10 protein-coding genes and 1 pseudogene are annotated in these 14,810 nt (G+C 74.1%); 3 read left to right on the top strand and 8 right to left on the bottom strand.

Annotation, left to right across the window (positions count from 1 at the left end; translation table 11 throughout):
- Together cydC and AAHZ94_RS35975 are read left to right on the top strand one after the other, a co-directional pair.
- The coding region (cydC, locus tag AAHZ94_RS35980; RefSeq protein WP_349997821.1) for a thiol reductant ABC exporter subunit CydC at positions 1 to 1,944 on the top strand (1,944 nt) is incomplete at its 5' end.
- 180 nt (positions 1,945 to 2,124) lie between these two features.
- Positions 2,125 to 3,969, top strand: a complete 1,845-nt coding sequence (locus AAHZ94_RS35975) for a sensor histidine kinase (RefSeq protein WP_349997822.1) — start codon at positions 2,125 to 2,127, stop codon at positions 3,967 to 3,969.
- A 630-nt stretch (positions 3,970 to 4,599) separates the two neighbouring features.
- Here AAHZ94_RS35975 and AAHZ94_RS35970 read toward each other — a convergent pair.
- Positions 4,600 to 5,310, bottom strand: a complete 711-nt coding sequence (locus tag AAHZ94_RS35970; RefSeq protein WP_349997820.1) for a TetR/AcrR family transcriptional regulator C-terminal domain-containing protein — start codon at positions 5,308 to 5,310, stop codon at positions 4,600 to 4,602.
- 125 nt (positions 5,311 to 5,435) lie between these two features.
- On the opposite strand from AAHZ94_RS35970, the gene AAHZ94_RS35965 reads away from it, so the two are divergent.
- Positions 5,436 to 6,935, top strand: coding sequence for an MFS transporter (locus AAHZ94_RS35965; RefSeq protein WP_349997819.1), 1,500 nt, complete (start codon positions 5,436 to 5,438; stop codon positions 6,933 to 6,935).
- 229 nt (positions 6,936 to 7,164) lie between these two features.
- Here AAHZ94_RS35965 and AAHZ94_RS35960 read toward each other — a convergent pair.
- The 7 genes and pseudogenes from AAHZ94_RS35960 to AAHZ94_RS35930 form a co-directional block, all read right to left on the bottom strand.
- Positions 7,165 to 8,025: pseudogene (locus AAHZ94_RS35960) on the bottom strand (branched-chain amino acid aminotransferase); the annotation flags it as partial.
- Positions 8,022 to 9,305 carry an ATP-grasp domain-containing protein gene (locus AAHZ94_RS35955; RefSeq protein ID WP_349997818.1) on the bottom strand — a complete coding sequence of 428 codons (1,284 nt, stop codon included), beginning with the start codon at positions 9,303 to 9,305 and terminating at the stop codon, positions 8,022 to 8,024. The pseudogene AAHZ94_RS35960 and the gene AAHZ94_RS35955, both read right to left, overlap by 4 nt.
- Positions 9,302 to 10,363 (bottom strand): DMT family transporter, encoded by a 1,062-nt coding sequence (locus AAHZ94_RS35950; RefSeq protein WP_349997817.1) that lies wholly within the window; start codon positions 10,361 to 10,363, stop codon positions 9,302 to 9,304. The genes AAHZ94_RS35955 and AAHZ94_RS35950 overlap by 4 nt, the downstream gene beginning before the upstream one ends.
- Positions 10,360 to 11,628: a DUF6421 family protein gene (locus AAHZ94_RS35945; protein ID WP_349997816.1), complete on the bottom strand. Its 1,269-nt coding sequence runs from the start codon at positions 11,626 to 11,628 to the stop codon at positions 10,360 to 10,362. Before AAHZ94_RS35945 ends, AAHZ94_RS35950 begins: the two co-directional genes overlap by 4 nt.
- Entirely contained in the window at positions 11,625 to 12,221 is a 597-nt protein-coding gene (locus tag AAHZ94_RS35940) for a bacilysin biosynthesis protein BacA (protein ID WP_349997815.1), read from the bottom strand. Before AAHZ94_RS35940 ends, AAHZ94_RS35945 begins: the two co-directional genes overlap by 4 nt.
- Positions 12,222 to 12,689: 468 nt before the next feature.
- Positions 12,690 to 13,163, bottom strand: a complete 474-nt coding sequence (locus tag AAHZ94_RS35935) for a hypothetical protein (protein ID WP_349997814.1) — start codon at positions 13,161 to 13,163, stop codon at positions 12,690 to 12,692.
- Between the two features lie 255 nt (positions 13,164 to 13,418).
- A complete protein-coding gene (locus tag AAHZ94_RS35930; protein ID WP_349997813.1) occupies positions 13,419 to 14,651 on the bottom strand; it encodes a S8 family peptidase in 1,233 nt (410 codons plus the stop codon).
- Positions 14,652 to 14,810 lie beyond the last annotated feature (159 nt).

Raw genomic sequence — 14,810 nt, 5'->3', positions numbered from 1 at the left:
AAAGACACAGCCGGCCGTCGGGGCGCCCTGGCCCTGGTCCGCGCGGTGGGCCGGGCGCGGCGGGGCCGGTTCCTGCTCGCGCTGCTGCTCGGCAGCCTCGCGCTGGGCAGCGCCGTCGGGCTGATGGCCGTCTCCGGCTGGCTGATCTCGCGGGCCTCGCAACAGCCGCCCGTGCTGTACCTGATGGTGGCGGTGACCGCGACCCGAACCTTCGGCATCGGGCGGGCCGTCTTCCGCTACGCGGAGCGGCTGGTCTCGCACGATGCCGCGCTGCGCGTACTGGCCGATCTGCGGGTGACGGTCTACCGGCGGCTGGAACGGCTCGCACCCGCCGGGCTGCGGGAGAGCCGGCGCGGCGACCTGCTGTCCCGGCTGGTCGCGGACGTGGACGCGCTCCAGGACTACTACCTGCGCTGGCTGCTGCCGGTCGGCTCGGCCGTCCTCGTGGGCGCCGCGTCCGTCGGGTTCACGGCCTGGCTGTTGCCGGAGGCGGGCGCACTGCTCGCGGCCGGTCTGCTGGCGGCCGGCGTCGGGGTGCCGCTGCTGACCAGCGCATGGGCCCGGCGCACCGAGCAGCAGCTCGCACCCGCCCGAGGCGCCCTGTCCGTGACCGTGGTGGACCTGCTGCCCGGCACGGCCGAGTTGACGGGGGCCGGCGCGCTGCCCGCGCGGCCGGCCGCCGTGCGGCGCGCCGACGGGCTGCTCACCGTGATCGCGCGGCGGGCGTCCGGCGCGAGCGCGCTGGGGGCCGGGCTGACGGCGCTGAGCTGCGGCGTCACGGTCGCCGCCACGTCCTGGGTGGGAGTGCGGGCCGTGGCGGACGGGCGGCTTGACGGGCTGTGGCTCGCGGTCGTCGTCCTCACCCCGCTCGCCGCGTTCGAGACGGTGGCCGGGCTGCCGGGCGCCGTGCGCTACCGGCAGCGGGTGCGCCGGGCCGCCGAGCGGGTGCACGAGGTGCTGGACGCCCCGTCGCCGGTCCGCGAGCCGGCGCTGCCCGCGACCGCGCCCGACCAGCCGTTCCCACTGGTCGTACGGGACCTCACGGCCCGCTACGCCGGGCAGCGGCGGCCCGCGATCGACGGGTTCGACATGGAACTGGTGGCCGGGCGGCGGGTGGCCGTCGTGGGGCCGTCCGGGTCGGGCAAGTCGACGCTCGCCCAGGTGCTGCTGCGGTTCCTGGACGCGGAGGCGGGGGCGTACACGCTGGCCGGGGTGGACGCGGCGGGGCTGTCCGGGGACGCGGTGCGGCGCCTGGTCGGGCTGTGCGCGCAGGACGCCCACCTCTTCGACAGCTCGCTGCGCGAGAACCTGCGGTTGGCCAGGCCGGCCGCCAGCGCGGACGAGTTGCGGGCGGCGCTGGCCGGGGCCCGGCTGCTGGAGTGGGCCGACGGTCTGCCGGACGGCCTGGACTCGCTGGTCGGTGAGCACGGCGCGCGCCTCTCCGGAGGGCAGCGTCAGCGGTTGGCGCTGGCCAGGGCGCTGCTCGCGGACTTCCCCGTGCTCGTACTCGATGAGCCGGCCGAGCACCTGGACCTACCCACGGCGGACGCGCTGACCCGGGACCTGCTCGTGGCGACCGAGGGCCGTACGACCGTGCTGATCACGCACCGGCTGGCGGGGCTCGACGCCGTGGACGAGGTGATCGTGCTGGAGGCGGGCCGGGTGGCGCAGCGCGGCGCGTACGCCGAACTGGCCCGGGCCGCGGGCCCGTTCCGCCGCATGCTGGAGCGCGAGCGGGCCACCGACGGGATGGTGGGTCGGGGGTGCGGCCCCGATGAGGCGTCACATCCGCGTGGCGCATGCGCTCAAGGGTGCTGCCGGGAGCGGGCAGGAAAGCCGGCAGAGCAGCAGGCGGATCGGTCGTTGGGACAGCGGACGGGGGAGCCGGCCGGGGAGTTGGGCGGCGGGGCCAAGGAGGTGGCCGGGGCGGCGGGCCGGAGTTGATGCTTTCCCCCACAAAAAGGGCTAACTACGCTCGCCCCCATGGCAACCACGGGACCGCCCCAGCCCAGCGAACCAGCCGCGTCCGCCGGCCCGGCAGAGGAACCGGGCCGTGCTGCTGACCGGGCCGGCGGCGCTGCTGACCGGGCCGGGGCCGGGGCCGCGCCGGCCCCGCACGACCCGCTGGAGGCCGCCACCGCCGCCACCCGCAGCCTGCGGGGGCTGCCGGCGGAGCTGACCGCCCGCGTGCCGCGGCTCCTTGAGGCCATGCGGTCGGTGGGCGCCGGGCTCGATCTGAGCGTCACGCTCGACCGACTGGTGTGCACCACCACCGAGTTGGTCGACGCACGGTACGCCGCGATCGGCGTGCTCGACGGGGCGAGCGGCAGGTTCACCGACTTCGTCAGCTACGGCGTGGGCGCGGAGGACAGCGAACCGCTCGGGGCGGCGCGCGAGCACGGGCTGCCGAGCGCGCTCGCCGTCCAGCCGGACCCGGTACCGCTCGCCGATCTGACGACCGACCCGCGGGTGGCGGGGTTTCCCGCGGGCCGGCCGCCGGTGCGCAGCTTCCTCGGCGTACCGCTGCGGGCGCAGGACGAGAACTTCGGCGCCCTCTACCTGGCGGAGAAGCAGGGTGGCGGCCCGTTCACCGAGACCGATCTCCAACTCGTACGGGTCCTCGCGGTGGAGGCCGCGCTCGCCATCGCCAACGCCAGACGGGACGAGCAGGCCCGGCAGCGGGAGTGGTGGATCGACGGCTCGGTCGCCGTGACCACCGCCCTGCTGTCCGCGAACGACGCCGAGGACGCGCTCGTGGTGGTCGCCGAGAAGGCACGGCGGCTGGCGGATTCGACGGCGGGGATCGTGCTGCTGCCGACCGGCGCCGGCGGCCTGGAGATCGTCGCGGTGGACGCGGACGAACCCGAAGGGCTGCTGGGCACGGTGGTCGAGCCGCACGCCCCGATCGTGCCGCAGCTCATGTGCGGCGAACCGGTCTTCGTGGAGGACTCGGCCACCGACCCCCGCATGACGACGGCGATTTCCGGGCGGTTCGGGCCCAGCATGATGCTGCCCCTGCGCAGCGGCAGCCGGGTGCTCGGCATCCTCAGTACGCCGCGCAGCCGTGGCGCCCGCCCGTTCACGGCCACCGAACGCCGGCTCGCCACCCAGTTCGCCGCCCAGGCCGCGCTCGCGCTCGTACTCGCCGACGCCCAGCGCGACCGGGAGCGGCTCGCGGTGTACGAGGACCGCGACCGGATCGCCCGTGACCTGCACGACCTGGTCATTCAGCGGCTGTTCGCGACCGGGATGATGCTGGAGGGCGCCCAGCGCAAGGCGGAGCTGCCGCTGGTGCAGGACAAGATCGGCAAGGCCGTGGACGAGCTGGACGCCACCATTCAGGAGGTGCGCACCGCCATCTTCGCCCTGGAGCAGGGGCCGGCCGAGGCGCCGTCCGGGCTGCGTACGCGGGTGCTGCGGGAGATCGGTACGGCGGCGGTGCCGTTGGGCTTCCAGCCGTCGGCCACCTTCGTGGGCGCGGTGGACGCGCGGGTGGGCGAGCTGACCGGCAAGAACCTGATCGCGGCGCTGCGCGAGGCACTGTCCAACGCGTTCCGGCACGCGCGCGCGTCGCGCATCGAGGTGGTCGTGGACGCGACGGTGCGCCTGCCGGACGGGCGGGACGGCGTGCGGCTGACGGTCGCCGACGACGGCGTGGGCATCGCGGAGGGCGGCCGGCGCAGCGGACTGCGCAACCTGGCCCGCCGTGCGGAGGCACTGGGTGGTTCGAGCGGATACGGCCCCGGCCTCGCCCCCGGCGGATGGGGGGCGGGGGGCGTCGGCGCCGACACGGGACCGGGAGTGGCGCGGGGTGCGGCCGGGGGTGCCGATGCCAATACCGATGCCAATACCGCTGTCGATGTCGATGCCGATGTCGGTATCGATGCCGGTACCGACGCCGTCGCGTCGGACGGTCACGGTGGTGGTGGGCGCGGTGGGACGACCGTGACGTGGGAGGCGCCGCTCTGAGAACCCCCGGCGGTGCGGGGAGTTGAGGGGCCGGATCACTCCCGTGCGGGCGGGTCGCGTTGGTTGATGGGCTGGCTGCTTTAACGGATTTAAAAGTTGGTCGGTCGCGAGGGGTTTGGCGGTGGTGGTGGCGGTCTGGTCCTCGTTCGCGTGCTGGTGGGGGCGGGGGAGCGTCCGCCGGGGCCGTGCTGGCTTCCGGTGTGGCTGGTCGGTGGGCCGGCTGTTTTTAACGGATTTAAAAGTTGCTCGGCCGTGGGAGGTTTGGCGGCCGTGGGGGCGGTCCAGCCCTCGTCCGCGTACTGGTGGGCCAGGGGCCTCGTACCGCTGCGGCCGGGAGCGCGTCGGACCCACCACCGGGCGGGTGTGCGTACGGGGCGTGACGCCGGGCAGCGTCAGGCGGGCACCACGGCCGCCGGACGGCAGGTCCACCAGGCCCATCGGACACCACGGCCGCCGGACACCAAGCCCACCAGGCCCGCCGGACACCAAGCCCACCAGGCCCGCCGGGCGCCAAGCCCACCAGGCCCATCGGGCGCCAAGCCCACCGGACACCACGGCCGCCGAAGGCCAAGCCCACCGGACAACCACCACTGCCAGGCGTGCCAGAGCCGTTGGGCAACGTGTCGGGGCTCAGGAGGTTCGTTTCAACTGGGATGCGAGGCCGTCGAGGAGGAATGCGAGGCCGGTGGTGAAGCTGCCGTCCCAGTCGTCGTCGTACAGGTAGCCGCGCTCGGCGAGGGTCGGGTAGCGGTCGCTGTTGGCCCGCAACTGTTCCTGGCCGACCCGGCGTTCCTCGTCGGTGATGTGCAGTGCGGTTTCGGAGGCCGCTGAGCCCATCACGTGGTTGTACAGCGCCCAGGTCGCGGCCGACAGGTCCTTGTCGGTGAAGCCGGCCCGTACCAGCGTGGCTTGCAGGATCTCCATCCACGCCAGGAAGTGCGGGCCGATGGTCGGCCGGCGGCGGGCCGGGACCGCGGCGGCCCAGGGGTGTCGGAGCAGCGCGGCCCGCCACGCGGTGAGCACCGTCGTCACCTGCGTCCGCCAGTCGGCGGAGTCGTCCGTGGCCGGCTCCACCTCGCCGAAGATCGCGTCCACGGCGAGGTCGATGACGTCGTCCTTCGTGTCGACGTGCCAGTACAGGGACGGGGCCATGACGGTCAGCCGTTCCGCGAGCCGGCGCATGGTGAGCCGGTCGATGCCCTCCTCGTCGAGCAGGGCGACGGCGGCTTCGACGATGCGCGCGCGGGTGAGCGGTGGCTCGCCGCGGCTGGTGCGGCGCGGTCGCAGCCACACGCTCCGTACGTCGCCGTCGCCGCTCCGCTGGCCGCGCGCTCCGCCCACGGTGTTCCTCCCTCTCGCCCGACGCCCCCGGCCGCCCGACTGACGACCCGGACCGGCCCGGCCAGTGTAGTACGGTGTTCGCCGTCTCTAACGTTGTTCGGTAAACCCATACATTGTTAGGCGGTATGTGGATCATGGAAGACACGCCGGGAGAGCCGGTCTCAGCGGGGCGGCGGCGGTGGTGGACGCTGCTGGCGGTCAGTACGGCGCAGCTCCTCGTCGTCCTGGACGGCACGATCGTGAACATCGCGCTGCCGTCGGCGCAGCGCGCGCTCGACATGTCCGACGCCAGCCGGCAGTGGGCCGTCACCGCCTACGCGCTGGCCTTCGGCGGCCTGCTGCTGATCGGCGGGCGCGTCAGCGGCGCGCTGGGGCACCGCCGCACGTTCCGCATCGGGCTGCTGGGCTTCGCCGTCGCGTCCGCGCTGGGCGGGGCCGCCGGCAACCCCGAGATGCTCTTCGGGGCCCGGGCCTTACAGGGGGTGCTCGCCGCGCTGCTCGCGCCGGCCGGGCTCGCCCTGCTGACGATCACCTTCACCGAGGCCCGCGAGCGCGGGCGCGCCTTCGGCGTGTTCGCCGCGGTCGGCGCCGCGGGATCGGCGCTCGGCCTGGTCGCGGGCGGGCTGCTGACGGAGTACGTGAGCTGGCGCTGGTGCCTGTACATCAACGTGCCGCTGGCGCTGCTCGCGGTGGCCGGCACGGCCCTGGTGCCGCTCGACCGCCCGGCCCGGGACGGCGGACGGCTCGACGTCGCGGGGGCCCTGCTCAGCGCGGCCGGGTTCGCCGCCCTGGTCTACGGCTTCAACGAGGCCGAGCCGTACGGGTGGGGCTCGGCCAGGGTGCTTGCGCCGCTGGTCGGCGGGGTGGCGCTGGTGGCCGCGTTCGTCGTCGTCGAATCGCGGGCCAGCCATCCGCTGCTGCCGCTCCGGGTGCTCGTGCACCGCGCCCGGGGCGCCGCGTTCGTCGCGATCACGCTGTTGTTCGTCGCGATGTTCGGCTTCTACCTGTTCATGAGCTACTACACGCAGACGGTTCTCGGCTACTCACCGGTCGAGGCGGGTCTCACGCTGATCATCAACGCCGTGGCCGCGCTGCTCGGCTCGACCCTGATCGCCGGCAAGCTGCACGGCCGCGTGCCACCCGCGGCGCTCATCCTGCCGGGCCTGCTCGCGGCGGCGGCCGGCATGTTCCTGCTGACCTGGTTGACGGCCGACAGCTCGCACATCCTGCCGCTGTACTTGACACCTGCGCTGGTCCTGACCGGGCTCGGGCTCGGCTGTGTCATGCCGCCGACCGCCAGCCTGGCCACCGCCGACATGCCGTGGCGCGACATCGGCGCCGCCTCGGCGGCCTACAACGCGGCCCAGCAACTCGGGGCGGCGCTGGGCACCGCCCTGCTCAACACGGTGGCGGCCAGCGCAGCCGCGTCCTACCTGGCCCGGCCGGGGCACCGCACACCGACCGCGGCCACCGTGCACGGCTACACCACCGCGCTCACGGTCGCCTTCGGCATCCTGCTCGGCGCCGCGTGCGTCGTCGCGCTCCTGACGGCCACCGGTCGCAGGGGTACGCGTACGCCCGTGACCGGGCACGATCGGGCGGAGGAGGCCGCTCCGCTCTCCTGACGGCGGGAGCGTCCGGCGCGGGTCCGTCCGAAACCGGTCCGGCCGATGCCGATCTGCCCGCGGCGATCTGTCCGTGCCGGTCTGTCCGCGTCGGTCCGCCCGGCGGCCGTTCTCCCGGCGCCCGACGCGCCGACGGCCGGGCCTTCCCAGCCGTCGGACTGCCCTGGGCTCCCCGCGCCGGGCCCCCGCGCGCCCCCGCCGGGGGCCGCGCGTCGGCCGGGGCGTGCACCAACTCCTCGTACGCCTCCAGCAGGGCCGTGGTGGTCTTGCCGACCGTGAACCGGTGCCCGTCGATCGCCCGCACCGGCTGCACCTCGTACGCCGTCCCGGTCAGGAAGCACTCGTCGAAGTCGCCCAGCTCGTCGGGGCCGATGTGGCGCTCGACCACCTCGATGCCCAGCTCGGCTGCGAGGTCGAGCACCGTGCGCCGGGTGATGCCGGCCAGGAAGCAGTCGGCCGTCGGCGTGTGCAGGACGTCACCGACCACCAGGAAGAGGTTGGCCCCGGTCGCCTCGGCCACGTAGCCGCGGTAGTCGAGGAAGAGCGCGTCGTCGAAGCCGGCCGCGTCCGCCTCGTCGCGGGCCAGCGTGCAGATGTTGTACAGCGACGCCGCCTTCGCCCGCACCGGGGCGGTGTCCGGGGCCGGGCGCCGCCAGCGCGTGGTGCCCAGCCGGATGCCGGCCGCCTTCGCCTCGGCCGAGAAGACGTGCGGCCACTCCCAGGTGGCCAGCGCCACGTGGACGGAGGCGCCGGCGCCCGCCACGCTGATGTGCTCGCTGCCGCGCCAGGCCACCGGCCGGACGTAGCCGTTGCCGATGCCCTGGCGGCGGACGAGTTCCCGGGTCGCCCCCTCCAGCTCGGCCACCGGGTAGGGGAGCTCGAAGCCGAGTTCGCGCGCCGATGCGTGCAGCCGTTCGGTGTGCTCGGTGAGTTTGAAGACCTGCCCGTCGTAGACCCGCTCGCCCTCAAAGATGCCACCGCCGTAGTGCAGGCCGTGTGCCAGGACGTGCAGGCGGGCGTCGCGCCAGGGGACGAACTGCCCGTCGAGCCAGATCTCGCCATCGCGGTCGTGGAGCGGAAGAAGGGTCACGAAGCGGCCCCTTGGGGTGCGTAGTCGATGCGGATGCTGTGCTCCAGGGAGCGGTGGAACTCCTCCGCGTCCGCGGTGGACGGGTGATGGGAGAGGACGAACGCCGGATAGCCGGAGAAGTCGGGATAAGGCCGCACCACGTCGCCCGGGTGCAGCATCTGCACGACGTGGTCGACGCGCGGGTCCTTTGCCAGCTCGGCCAGCCCGTGGACGGCGGTGATCAGCCCCGAGCCCCCGCACGGCACGATGTAGTTGGCCGCCGCGCCCCGCGCCGGCACCAGCGCAGTGGCCGTCTCCGGCAGCGTCAGGGGCGCGAGTCCGGCCGCGATGCGCAGCGCGTCGCCGGCGAAGTCCACGCCGCTGACGCCGGCGGCTATGTAGTGCGAGACGCTGGAGCCGCCCACCCGTGCCCCCATCTCCAGCAGGTACGGGCGGACGCCGCCGCGCAGCCGCAGCTCGGTGTGGGTCGGCCCGTCGGCGACGCCGAGCGCGGCGTGCGCGGCCACCACCTCGCGTACCACCGCCTCCTGCACGTCGGCCGACAGCGGCGCCGGCGCCCGGTAGACGCCCTCCTCGAAGTAGGGGCCCGTCGGTTCGCCCTTGTAGCCGATGGCGAGCACCCGTACCCGACCGCGGTGGACCAGTGACTCCACGGCGAGCTCCGGGCCGTCCAGGTACTCCTCGACGATCAGTCCGGACACCTGGCTCAGCTTCGTCCGGCTGAGCTCCCAGACCGCCTCCACCACCGGGCCGAGGTCAGCGGCGCAGTCCACCTTGGTCACGCCCATGCTGCTGAAACCATTGGCCGGCTTGACCACCACGGGGAAGTCGAGCGCGGTGGCCGCGGCCCAACCGGCCGGGCCGTCCAGGGCGACGAAGCCGGGCACGTTCAGCCCGGCCGCGGCCAGCCGCTGGCGCATCAGCCGCTTGTCCTGGGCCGCGCGCGCCGGACCGCCGCCGATGCCTGGCAGGCCGAGTTCGGCAGCCGCGTCCGCGACGAACGGCACGACCAGGTCGTAGTGGGTGGTGAGGCCGTCGAACGGGGCCCGCTCGTACCGCTTGCGGAGGGCGGCGAGCGCCCCGTCGGGGTCGCCCTCGATGTCCAGCGGGAGGAGCTCGACCACCGCGGGCGGCAGCCGGTCGGGATCGACCCGCTCGTCGGGCCGGGGAACGAGTACGAGATCGATCCCGGCGCGCTGCGCGCTCTCGAACACCCAGGGCAGGGTGGTGCGCTGGTAGACCAGGACGACGGTGGTGCGCGGGGCGCCTGCTGGGGTCACGATGTGCTTCTTCCGGATTCGGTCGAGGGAGCGGGCGGTGGCGAGGGGGATGGGGAGGGCGCGGCGGGTGCCTCCGCGGCGGCTGCTTCCGCGCCGGGCGCCTTCGCGCCGGGCGTTTCCGTGCCGGGAGTTTCCGCGGCCGGCGGTGACGTACGGGCCGCGACCGTCATCCACACCCCGGCCGAGCACAGGAGCAGGAACAGCACCGAGGCGAGGTTCGGGGCCTTCGCCGCGCCCCGCGCCCATTCGCCGAGCCGCACCAGGAACGGCACGACCAGCGCCACCGCCGAGGTGAACAACGGACCCTTGCGCACGATCAGTTCATGCGAGATGAGGAACACGGGCGCGGTCAGCAGCGCACCGAGCACCGTGATCCCGGCCCAGTCCAACAGGCCGACCGAGCCCAGCGGTACGAAGAGGACCGCGACCAGCCCCAGCAGCACGGTGGCGACCCCGGTCACCGGCAGCAGCGCCACCATGGGCGGCATGTCCGACATGTGCTGCCGGTAGACATAGCCGTACAGGGCATAGGTGAACGTGCCCATCAGAGCCAGCGCAACGCCGCTGACCAGGGCGCCGGTGCTGGTGCTGCCGCTGCTCGACCCGCCGTCGAGCGCATAGCCGAAGGCCGCGGCGACCGCGAGCAGGGTGCCGAGCACCTTGCGGGTGCTGGTCTGCTCGCGGAACGCCACGATGCCGATCGCGAAGGTGATGCACGGCAGCAGCGAGACCACCAGGCCCACCCGGGAGGCCCCGATCCGGTCGACGCCGAGCAGCGTGCCGGTGTAGTAGACGAAGAATCCCAGCACCGCCAGCGACCCGACGGCCCGCCAGCGCCCCGCGCTGACCCGCACCTTGGGCCAACTGCTCGGGCGCAGCGCACAGATCGCACAGATCGCCAGGAAGCTGGTCACGGTGCGGCCGGCGGCCACCGCCAGCGGCGGGTTGTCGTGCACCAGTCGCCCGGACACCACCCAGCCGACGGCCAGCAGCAGCACCATCGACGTGGCGAGGACCGGCACGCCGAGTCGGCGGGTGGGGGCGTCGGGCGCGCTCACCACTCCGCTTCCGCGAAGCGCAGCGGCTCCAGCGCGGCCAGCGCCTCCTTGGCCCGCAGCAGCACCCGCTGGTCGTCGGTGAAGCCGAAGCGCTGCTTCGGCTCGCCCGCCGGCAGGTACTCGCGCACCAGGGCCTTGGCCGCCACCCGGTACTCCTCGTCGGTGCGCACCTGCTCTTCGAGCAGTTCGACCCGGTCGACGAAGGCGCGCAGCGCGGTCAGGGTGCGGTCCGGGTCAAGACGCAGCAGCCCGCCGTCGGCCGGCGAACCGGTCAGCGCGTCGTGCGCGCGCAGCCAGGAGTAGAGGAGGACGCCGGTGCCGGAGTCGAAGTTGCGGGTGGCGTCGTCGGCCTGCGGATAGCGGAAGATCCGCTCCAGCAGGATCATGGCGATCTGCTCCTGCGCGAACGGCACCCCGCCGCCCGCACAGGCCAGCGCGGTCTTCGCGTCGACCTTGGTCTCCTCCAGGAGCCCGACGAACCAGTTCATCTTCAACGAGATGTGCTGGTCGAAGGGCCAACTGCCCTGGTAGTGCAGGGAGTCGTGGAGGTATCCCCAGATCGCCCGGGCCTCGAAGCACACCTCGGGCGCCAGGTCGGACGAGGCCCGCGGCACGGAGTCGGCGGTGAGCACCGCCTCGGCGCCGGGCAGCGCGTACGTCTCGTGGATCTTGCGCATCTTGTTGTAGAAGAACATCGCGTACGCCTGGTCGACGACCTTGTCGTGCGCGGCCACGTTCTCCGGGAAGAACACCAGGCAGTTGCCGTGCGCGAAGCCGTCGCTGCCCGCGATGAGCAGCAGCGACTGGCAGTTGTTCTTCGGGTGCGGGTGCGTGGTGGCCAGCTCCGGCAGGGCGGCCGGCTCCTTGCGCAGCGCGAAGAAGGCGTCGAGCCGCTTGCCGACCGGCGGCACGCTGTTGGTGGTCTGCACCGGGGCCAGGAAGAACACCGGCGCCCCGTCGGCCGGCGCGTGCAGCGCGTCCCGGGAGCGCGCGAAGTGCGGGGCGCTGTCCAGGCCGGCGGCGAGCCAGTCGGCCACGTCCGCATCGAGCGCGTCGGCCTGGTGCGCGCGGCCGTTGCCGCGGTACCAGGCGGTGGCCCCGGCCCGGATCTGCTGGAGCAACTCCGCGTCGGCCGCCCGCGGTTCGGCGATCGTGCCGTCCCGCTCCTGACGCTCGCGGAAGGCGTTGACCTGGGGGAAGAGGGAGGCGGCGAACTCGGCCGCGGCGGCGCGCAGCGCCGAGGGGAGGGGAGCGCTCGTCGTCATATCAGGGCACCCGTGGTCGCGTGCTGCCCCACCGCCGCCTCCAGGCGCAGCACTTGGTGGATGGTGAAGACCATCGGGACCGGACCGAAGTCCCGTACGACGCGCAGCTCGTGCGCGCGGGCGGCGACGCTGGTGGTGATGCAGCCCTCGGTGGTGCCCGCGGCGCAGTCGATGGCCGCCTGGGCGTTGCTCAGCACGATCCGGTGCTCGGCGCCCGTGGGGACCAGGCCGACCGGGGCCGGGTGGGTGGATACGGTACGCGGCGCGGCCGTTCCCGAGCTGGCCAGGACCATGTTGTGGGTCGGCATGATGAAGCTGTCGACCATGTGTAACCGGTGCAGGTTCCCGAACGTCAGGGTGTGCAGGGCCGGGTAGACCGCGCAGGCGGCCAGGGCGTGCGCGCCGTCGTCGGGCACCACGTCGAGCGCGGCCTCCAGCGAGGCGTGCAGTTCGACCTTGCCGTCGATCTCGCGCCGCCGCAGCCACTCGTGGGCCGCGGTCTCCAGGTTGGTGCCGTGCGGTCCGAGCGTGTGCACGTACCGGATGTTTTCGGTGCCGACGCCGCTCGGTTGGTGCTGGGTTGCATCGTTCATGATCGGGATTCCCCCCAGGGCGGTCACCAGGGCTGGCCTGGGACCGAGTGGCTCTGCCGCGACCCGGTGGGACCACCGGCCCGCTGCACCGGGCACGCACCCGGCGAAGAACGAGAATAGTTGAACTATCCGCCCATACCCAGATGTTGGATCATGCCGCGATCGCCGGGCGCCGTTGACAGCCGCGGCCACCGGCCGGCCGTGCGGCACGGTAACGGACCAGGTCCGGTACCCGCCGGAAGTCGAACCGGCAGGAACGTGCCGCCAGCGAACGGGCCGGCGCGGCCCCCGCGTTCGACGCCCCGGTGCGATGCCGCGCCCGCACCGGCCGGGTCAAGGCCGCCGTCAACTTCCGGTAACGCGGATGGCCGGTGGGCCGGGGTGCGGGGTCTTGGGCCCGCTCCGCCACCGGGGCCCCTACCGGCGCCCTCGCCCTCGCCACCGCCGGAGCAGCAGACCGGGCCCTCCTCAGGCGCGGCCCTCGGCCGGCTCGCGCTGCGTGCGGCGTACGCAGGTGAAGACATGGAGCGCCAGGCTCAGGACGCCCACCGTGACGACGCCGGCGCGCGCCGACCACACGTGGAGCGCGAGCAGCGCCTGCGCCACCAGCAGGTCGAGCGCCAGCGCGCCGGGGACCGCCAGTACGGGGCGGCTGAGCGGGTCGACGCCGTGCAGCGCGGAGCCGATGGCGGCGGCGGGCGCCACGACGAGGAAGAAGAGGGTGAAGGGGGCGCGCAGCGGCGGCGAGAGGTCCACGAAGGTGAGGACGGCACCCACGCCGGCGATGCCCAGCGCGGTCCCGCCACCGAGCGAGAGGCGGACGCTCGTACGGGCCCGCGCGCGGACGCCGGACGCCGAGGGGGTCGGGCCCGGCGGGGCGGCGCACTCCTGGGCGGGCTCTGGCGCGGGCTCCGGTGCGTGCTCGTCCGTGGGTCTGTGCATGGGCGAGGTGGCCCCCCAAATCGCCGGATGTCGGGCCCTCATGGTGCGCACTTCCTGAATGCCCGTCAAGGCGGTCGAAGCGCCCGCGTGGCGCCGTGTCGCGGGGGGACGGTTCATCCTTTCGAGTGGCCGTGGTGCGCGGCGGCGCGGTGTCGTTCCGCCGCTGGCCACGGCCGTGCCCGGCCGGTGCAGGCCGATCGAGTCGGCCTGCACCGGCGCCCGCCGGGACGCGCGCGCGGACGGGCGGGGAGGCGCCTAGGAGATGACGCGGAGCAGCCGGTTCGGCGTCCCCGGCCCCGGGTTGTGCACCACGTCCTTGGTCGCTCCGTCCAGCACGGCCTTGCTGACCTGTCCCGCGTTGGCGCTCGGGTGCAGGCCGGCGTAGATGGCCGCGGCGCCGGCGACGTGCGGGGCGGCCATCGAGGTGCCGGAGATGGTGTTGGTCGCGCCGTCGTCGGTGTGCCAGGCGCCGGTGATGCGCACGCCCGGCGCGAAGAGGTCAACGGCTGAGCCGTAGTTGGAGGAGCTGGACTGGTTGTCCTTCTCGTCGACCGAACCCACGGTGAGCGCCTCGGCGACCCGGGCGGGGGAGTAGTTCTGCGCGGGCGAGGCGGAGTTGCCGGCGGCCACCGCGTAGGTCACGCCGCTCTTGATGGAGTTGCGGACGGCCGTGTCCAGGGCGGTGTTGGCCCCGCCGCCCAGCGACAGGTTGGCCACCGAGGGGCCGCTGTGGTGCTTGGTGACCCAGTCGATGCCCGCGATGACGCCCGAGGTGGAGCCCGAGCCGTTCGCGTCGAGCACGCGCACCGCGACCACCTTGGCCTTCTTGGCCACCCCGGCCACCACGCCGGCGACGGTGGACGCCACGTGGGTGCCGTGCCCGTTGCCGTCCTCGGCCACGGCGTCGTCGTCCACCAGGTCGTATCCGTTGACCGCCCGGCCGCCGAAGTCGCGGTGGCTGATCCGTACGCCGGTGTCCACCACGTAGACGGTGGCCCCGGCGCCCGCGCTGTCCGGGTACGTGTACTTCTGGTCGAGCGGCAGCTTGGCCTGGTCGATGCGGTCCAGGCCCCAGGAGGGCGGGTTGTACTGGGTGGCGTCCGCGTGGACGGTGCTGTCCTGGACGACCTGCTCCACCGCCGGGTCGGCCGCGAGCCTGCGGGCGGCGTCGGCCGGCAGCGTGAGCGCGTAGCCGCTCAGGGCCGCGGTGTAGACCCGCTGCACCGTGCCCCCGTACCGGGCCACCAGTGCGGTGCCGGCGGCGGAACGGGGGCTGGTGCCCGGGCGGAGCGTGACGATGTAGCTGTCCTTGACGGCGTCGGGGCGCTCGGCGCCCACCACCGTGCCCTGCCCGGCGGGCGCGGACGGGCGGGGCGCCGCTTGGGCGGGCAGCGCCGCGGTGGTGATGACGACCGTGCCCACGGTGGCCGCGAGGGCCGCGGTCAGGGCCGCCGTGACGGGTCTGCGGGACGTGCGGGGTGATGCCATCGCGAGGGTCCTCCTCATCGGTGGCGCGTCAGGTACGCACGCGCTGTGGGGTGCGCCCCCCCCGCCGGCGCGCGCCCGGGGGGGCGGGCCCCCCCCCGCCAGAAAGAATAAAAACCACCCCGTCGGTGGCGCACAACGCCCCGCACGCCATGACCAAAT

The sequence above is a fragment of the Streptomyces sp. HSW2009 genome, assembly GCF_040240285.1.
In the GTDB taxonomy this organism is placed as follows: domain Bacteria; phylum Actinomycetota; class Actinomycetes; order Streptomycetales; family Streptomycetaceae; genus Streptomyces.
This window is presented reverse-complemented; position numbering and strand designations above follow the sequence as displayed.

What these genes read in the sequence shown, in the direction of transcription:
- AAHZ94_RS35965 (WP_349997819.1), top strand. Translation starts at nt 5,436, where the DNA reads ATGTGGATCATGGAAGACACGCCGGGAGAGCCGGTCTCAGCGGGGCGG.
- AAHZ94_RS35945 (WP_349997816.1), bottom strand. Translation starts at nt 11,628, where the DNA reads ATGACGACGAGCGCTCCCCTCCCCTCGGCGCTGCGCGCCGCCGCGGCC.
- AAHZ94_RS35940 (WP_349997815.1), bottom strand. Translation starts at nt 12,221, where the DNA reads ATGAACGATGCAACCCAGCACCAACCGAGCGGCGTCGGCACCGAAAAC.
- AAHZ94_RS35935 (WP_349997814.1), bottom strand. Translation starts at nt 13,163, where the DNA reads ATGCACAGACCCACGGACGAGCACGCACCGGAGCCCGCGCCAGAGCCC.
- AAHZ94_RS35930 (WP_349997813.1), bottom strand. Translation starts at nt 14,651, where the DNA reads ATGGCATCACCCCGCACGTCCCGCAGACCCGTCACGGCGGCCCTGACC.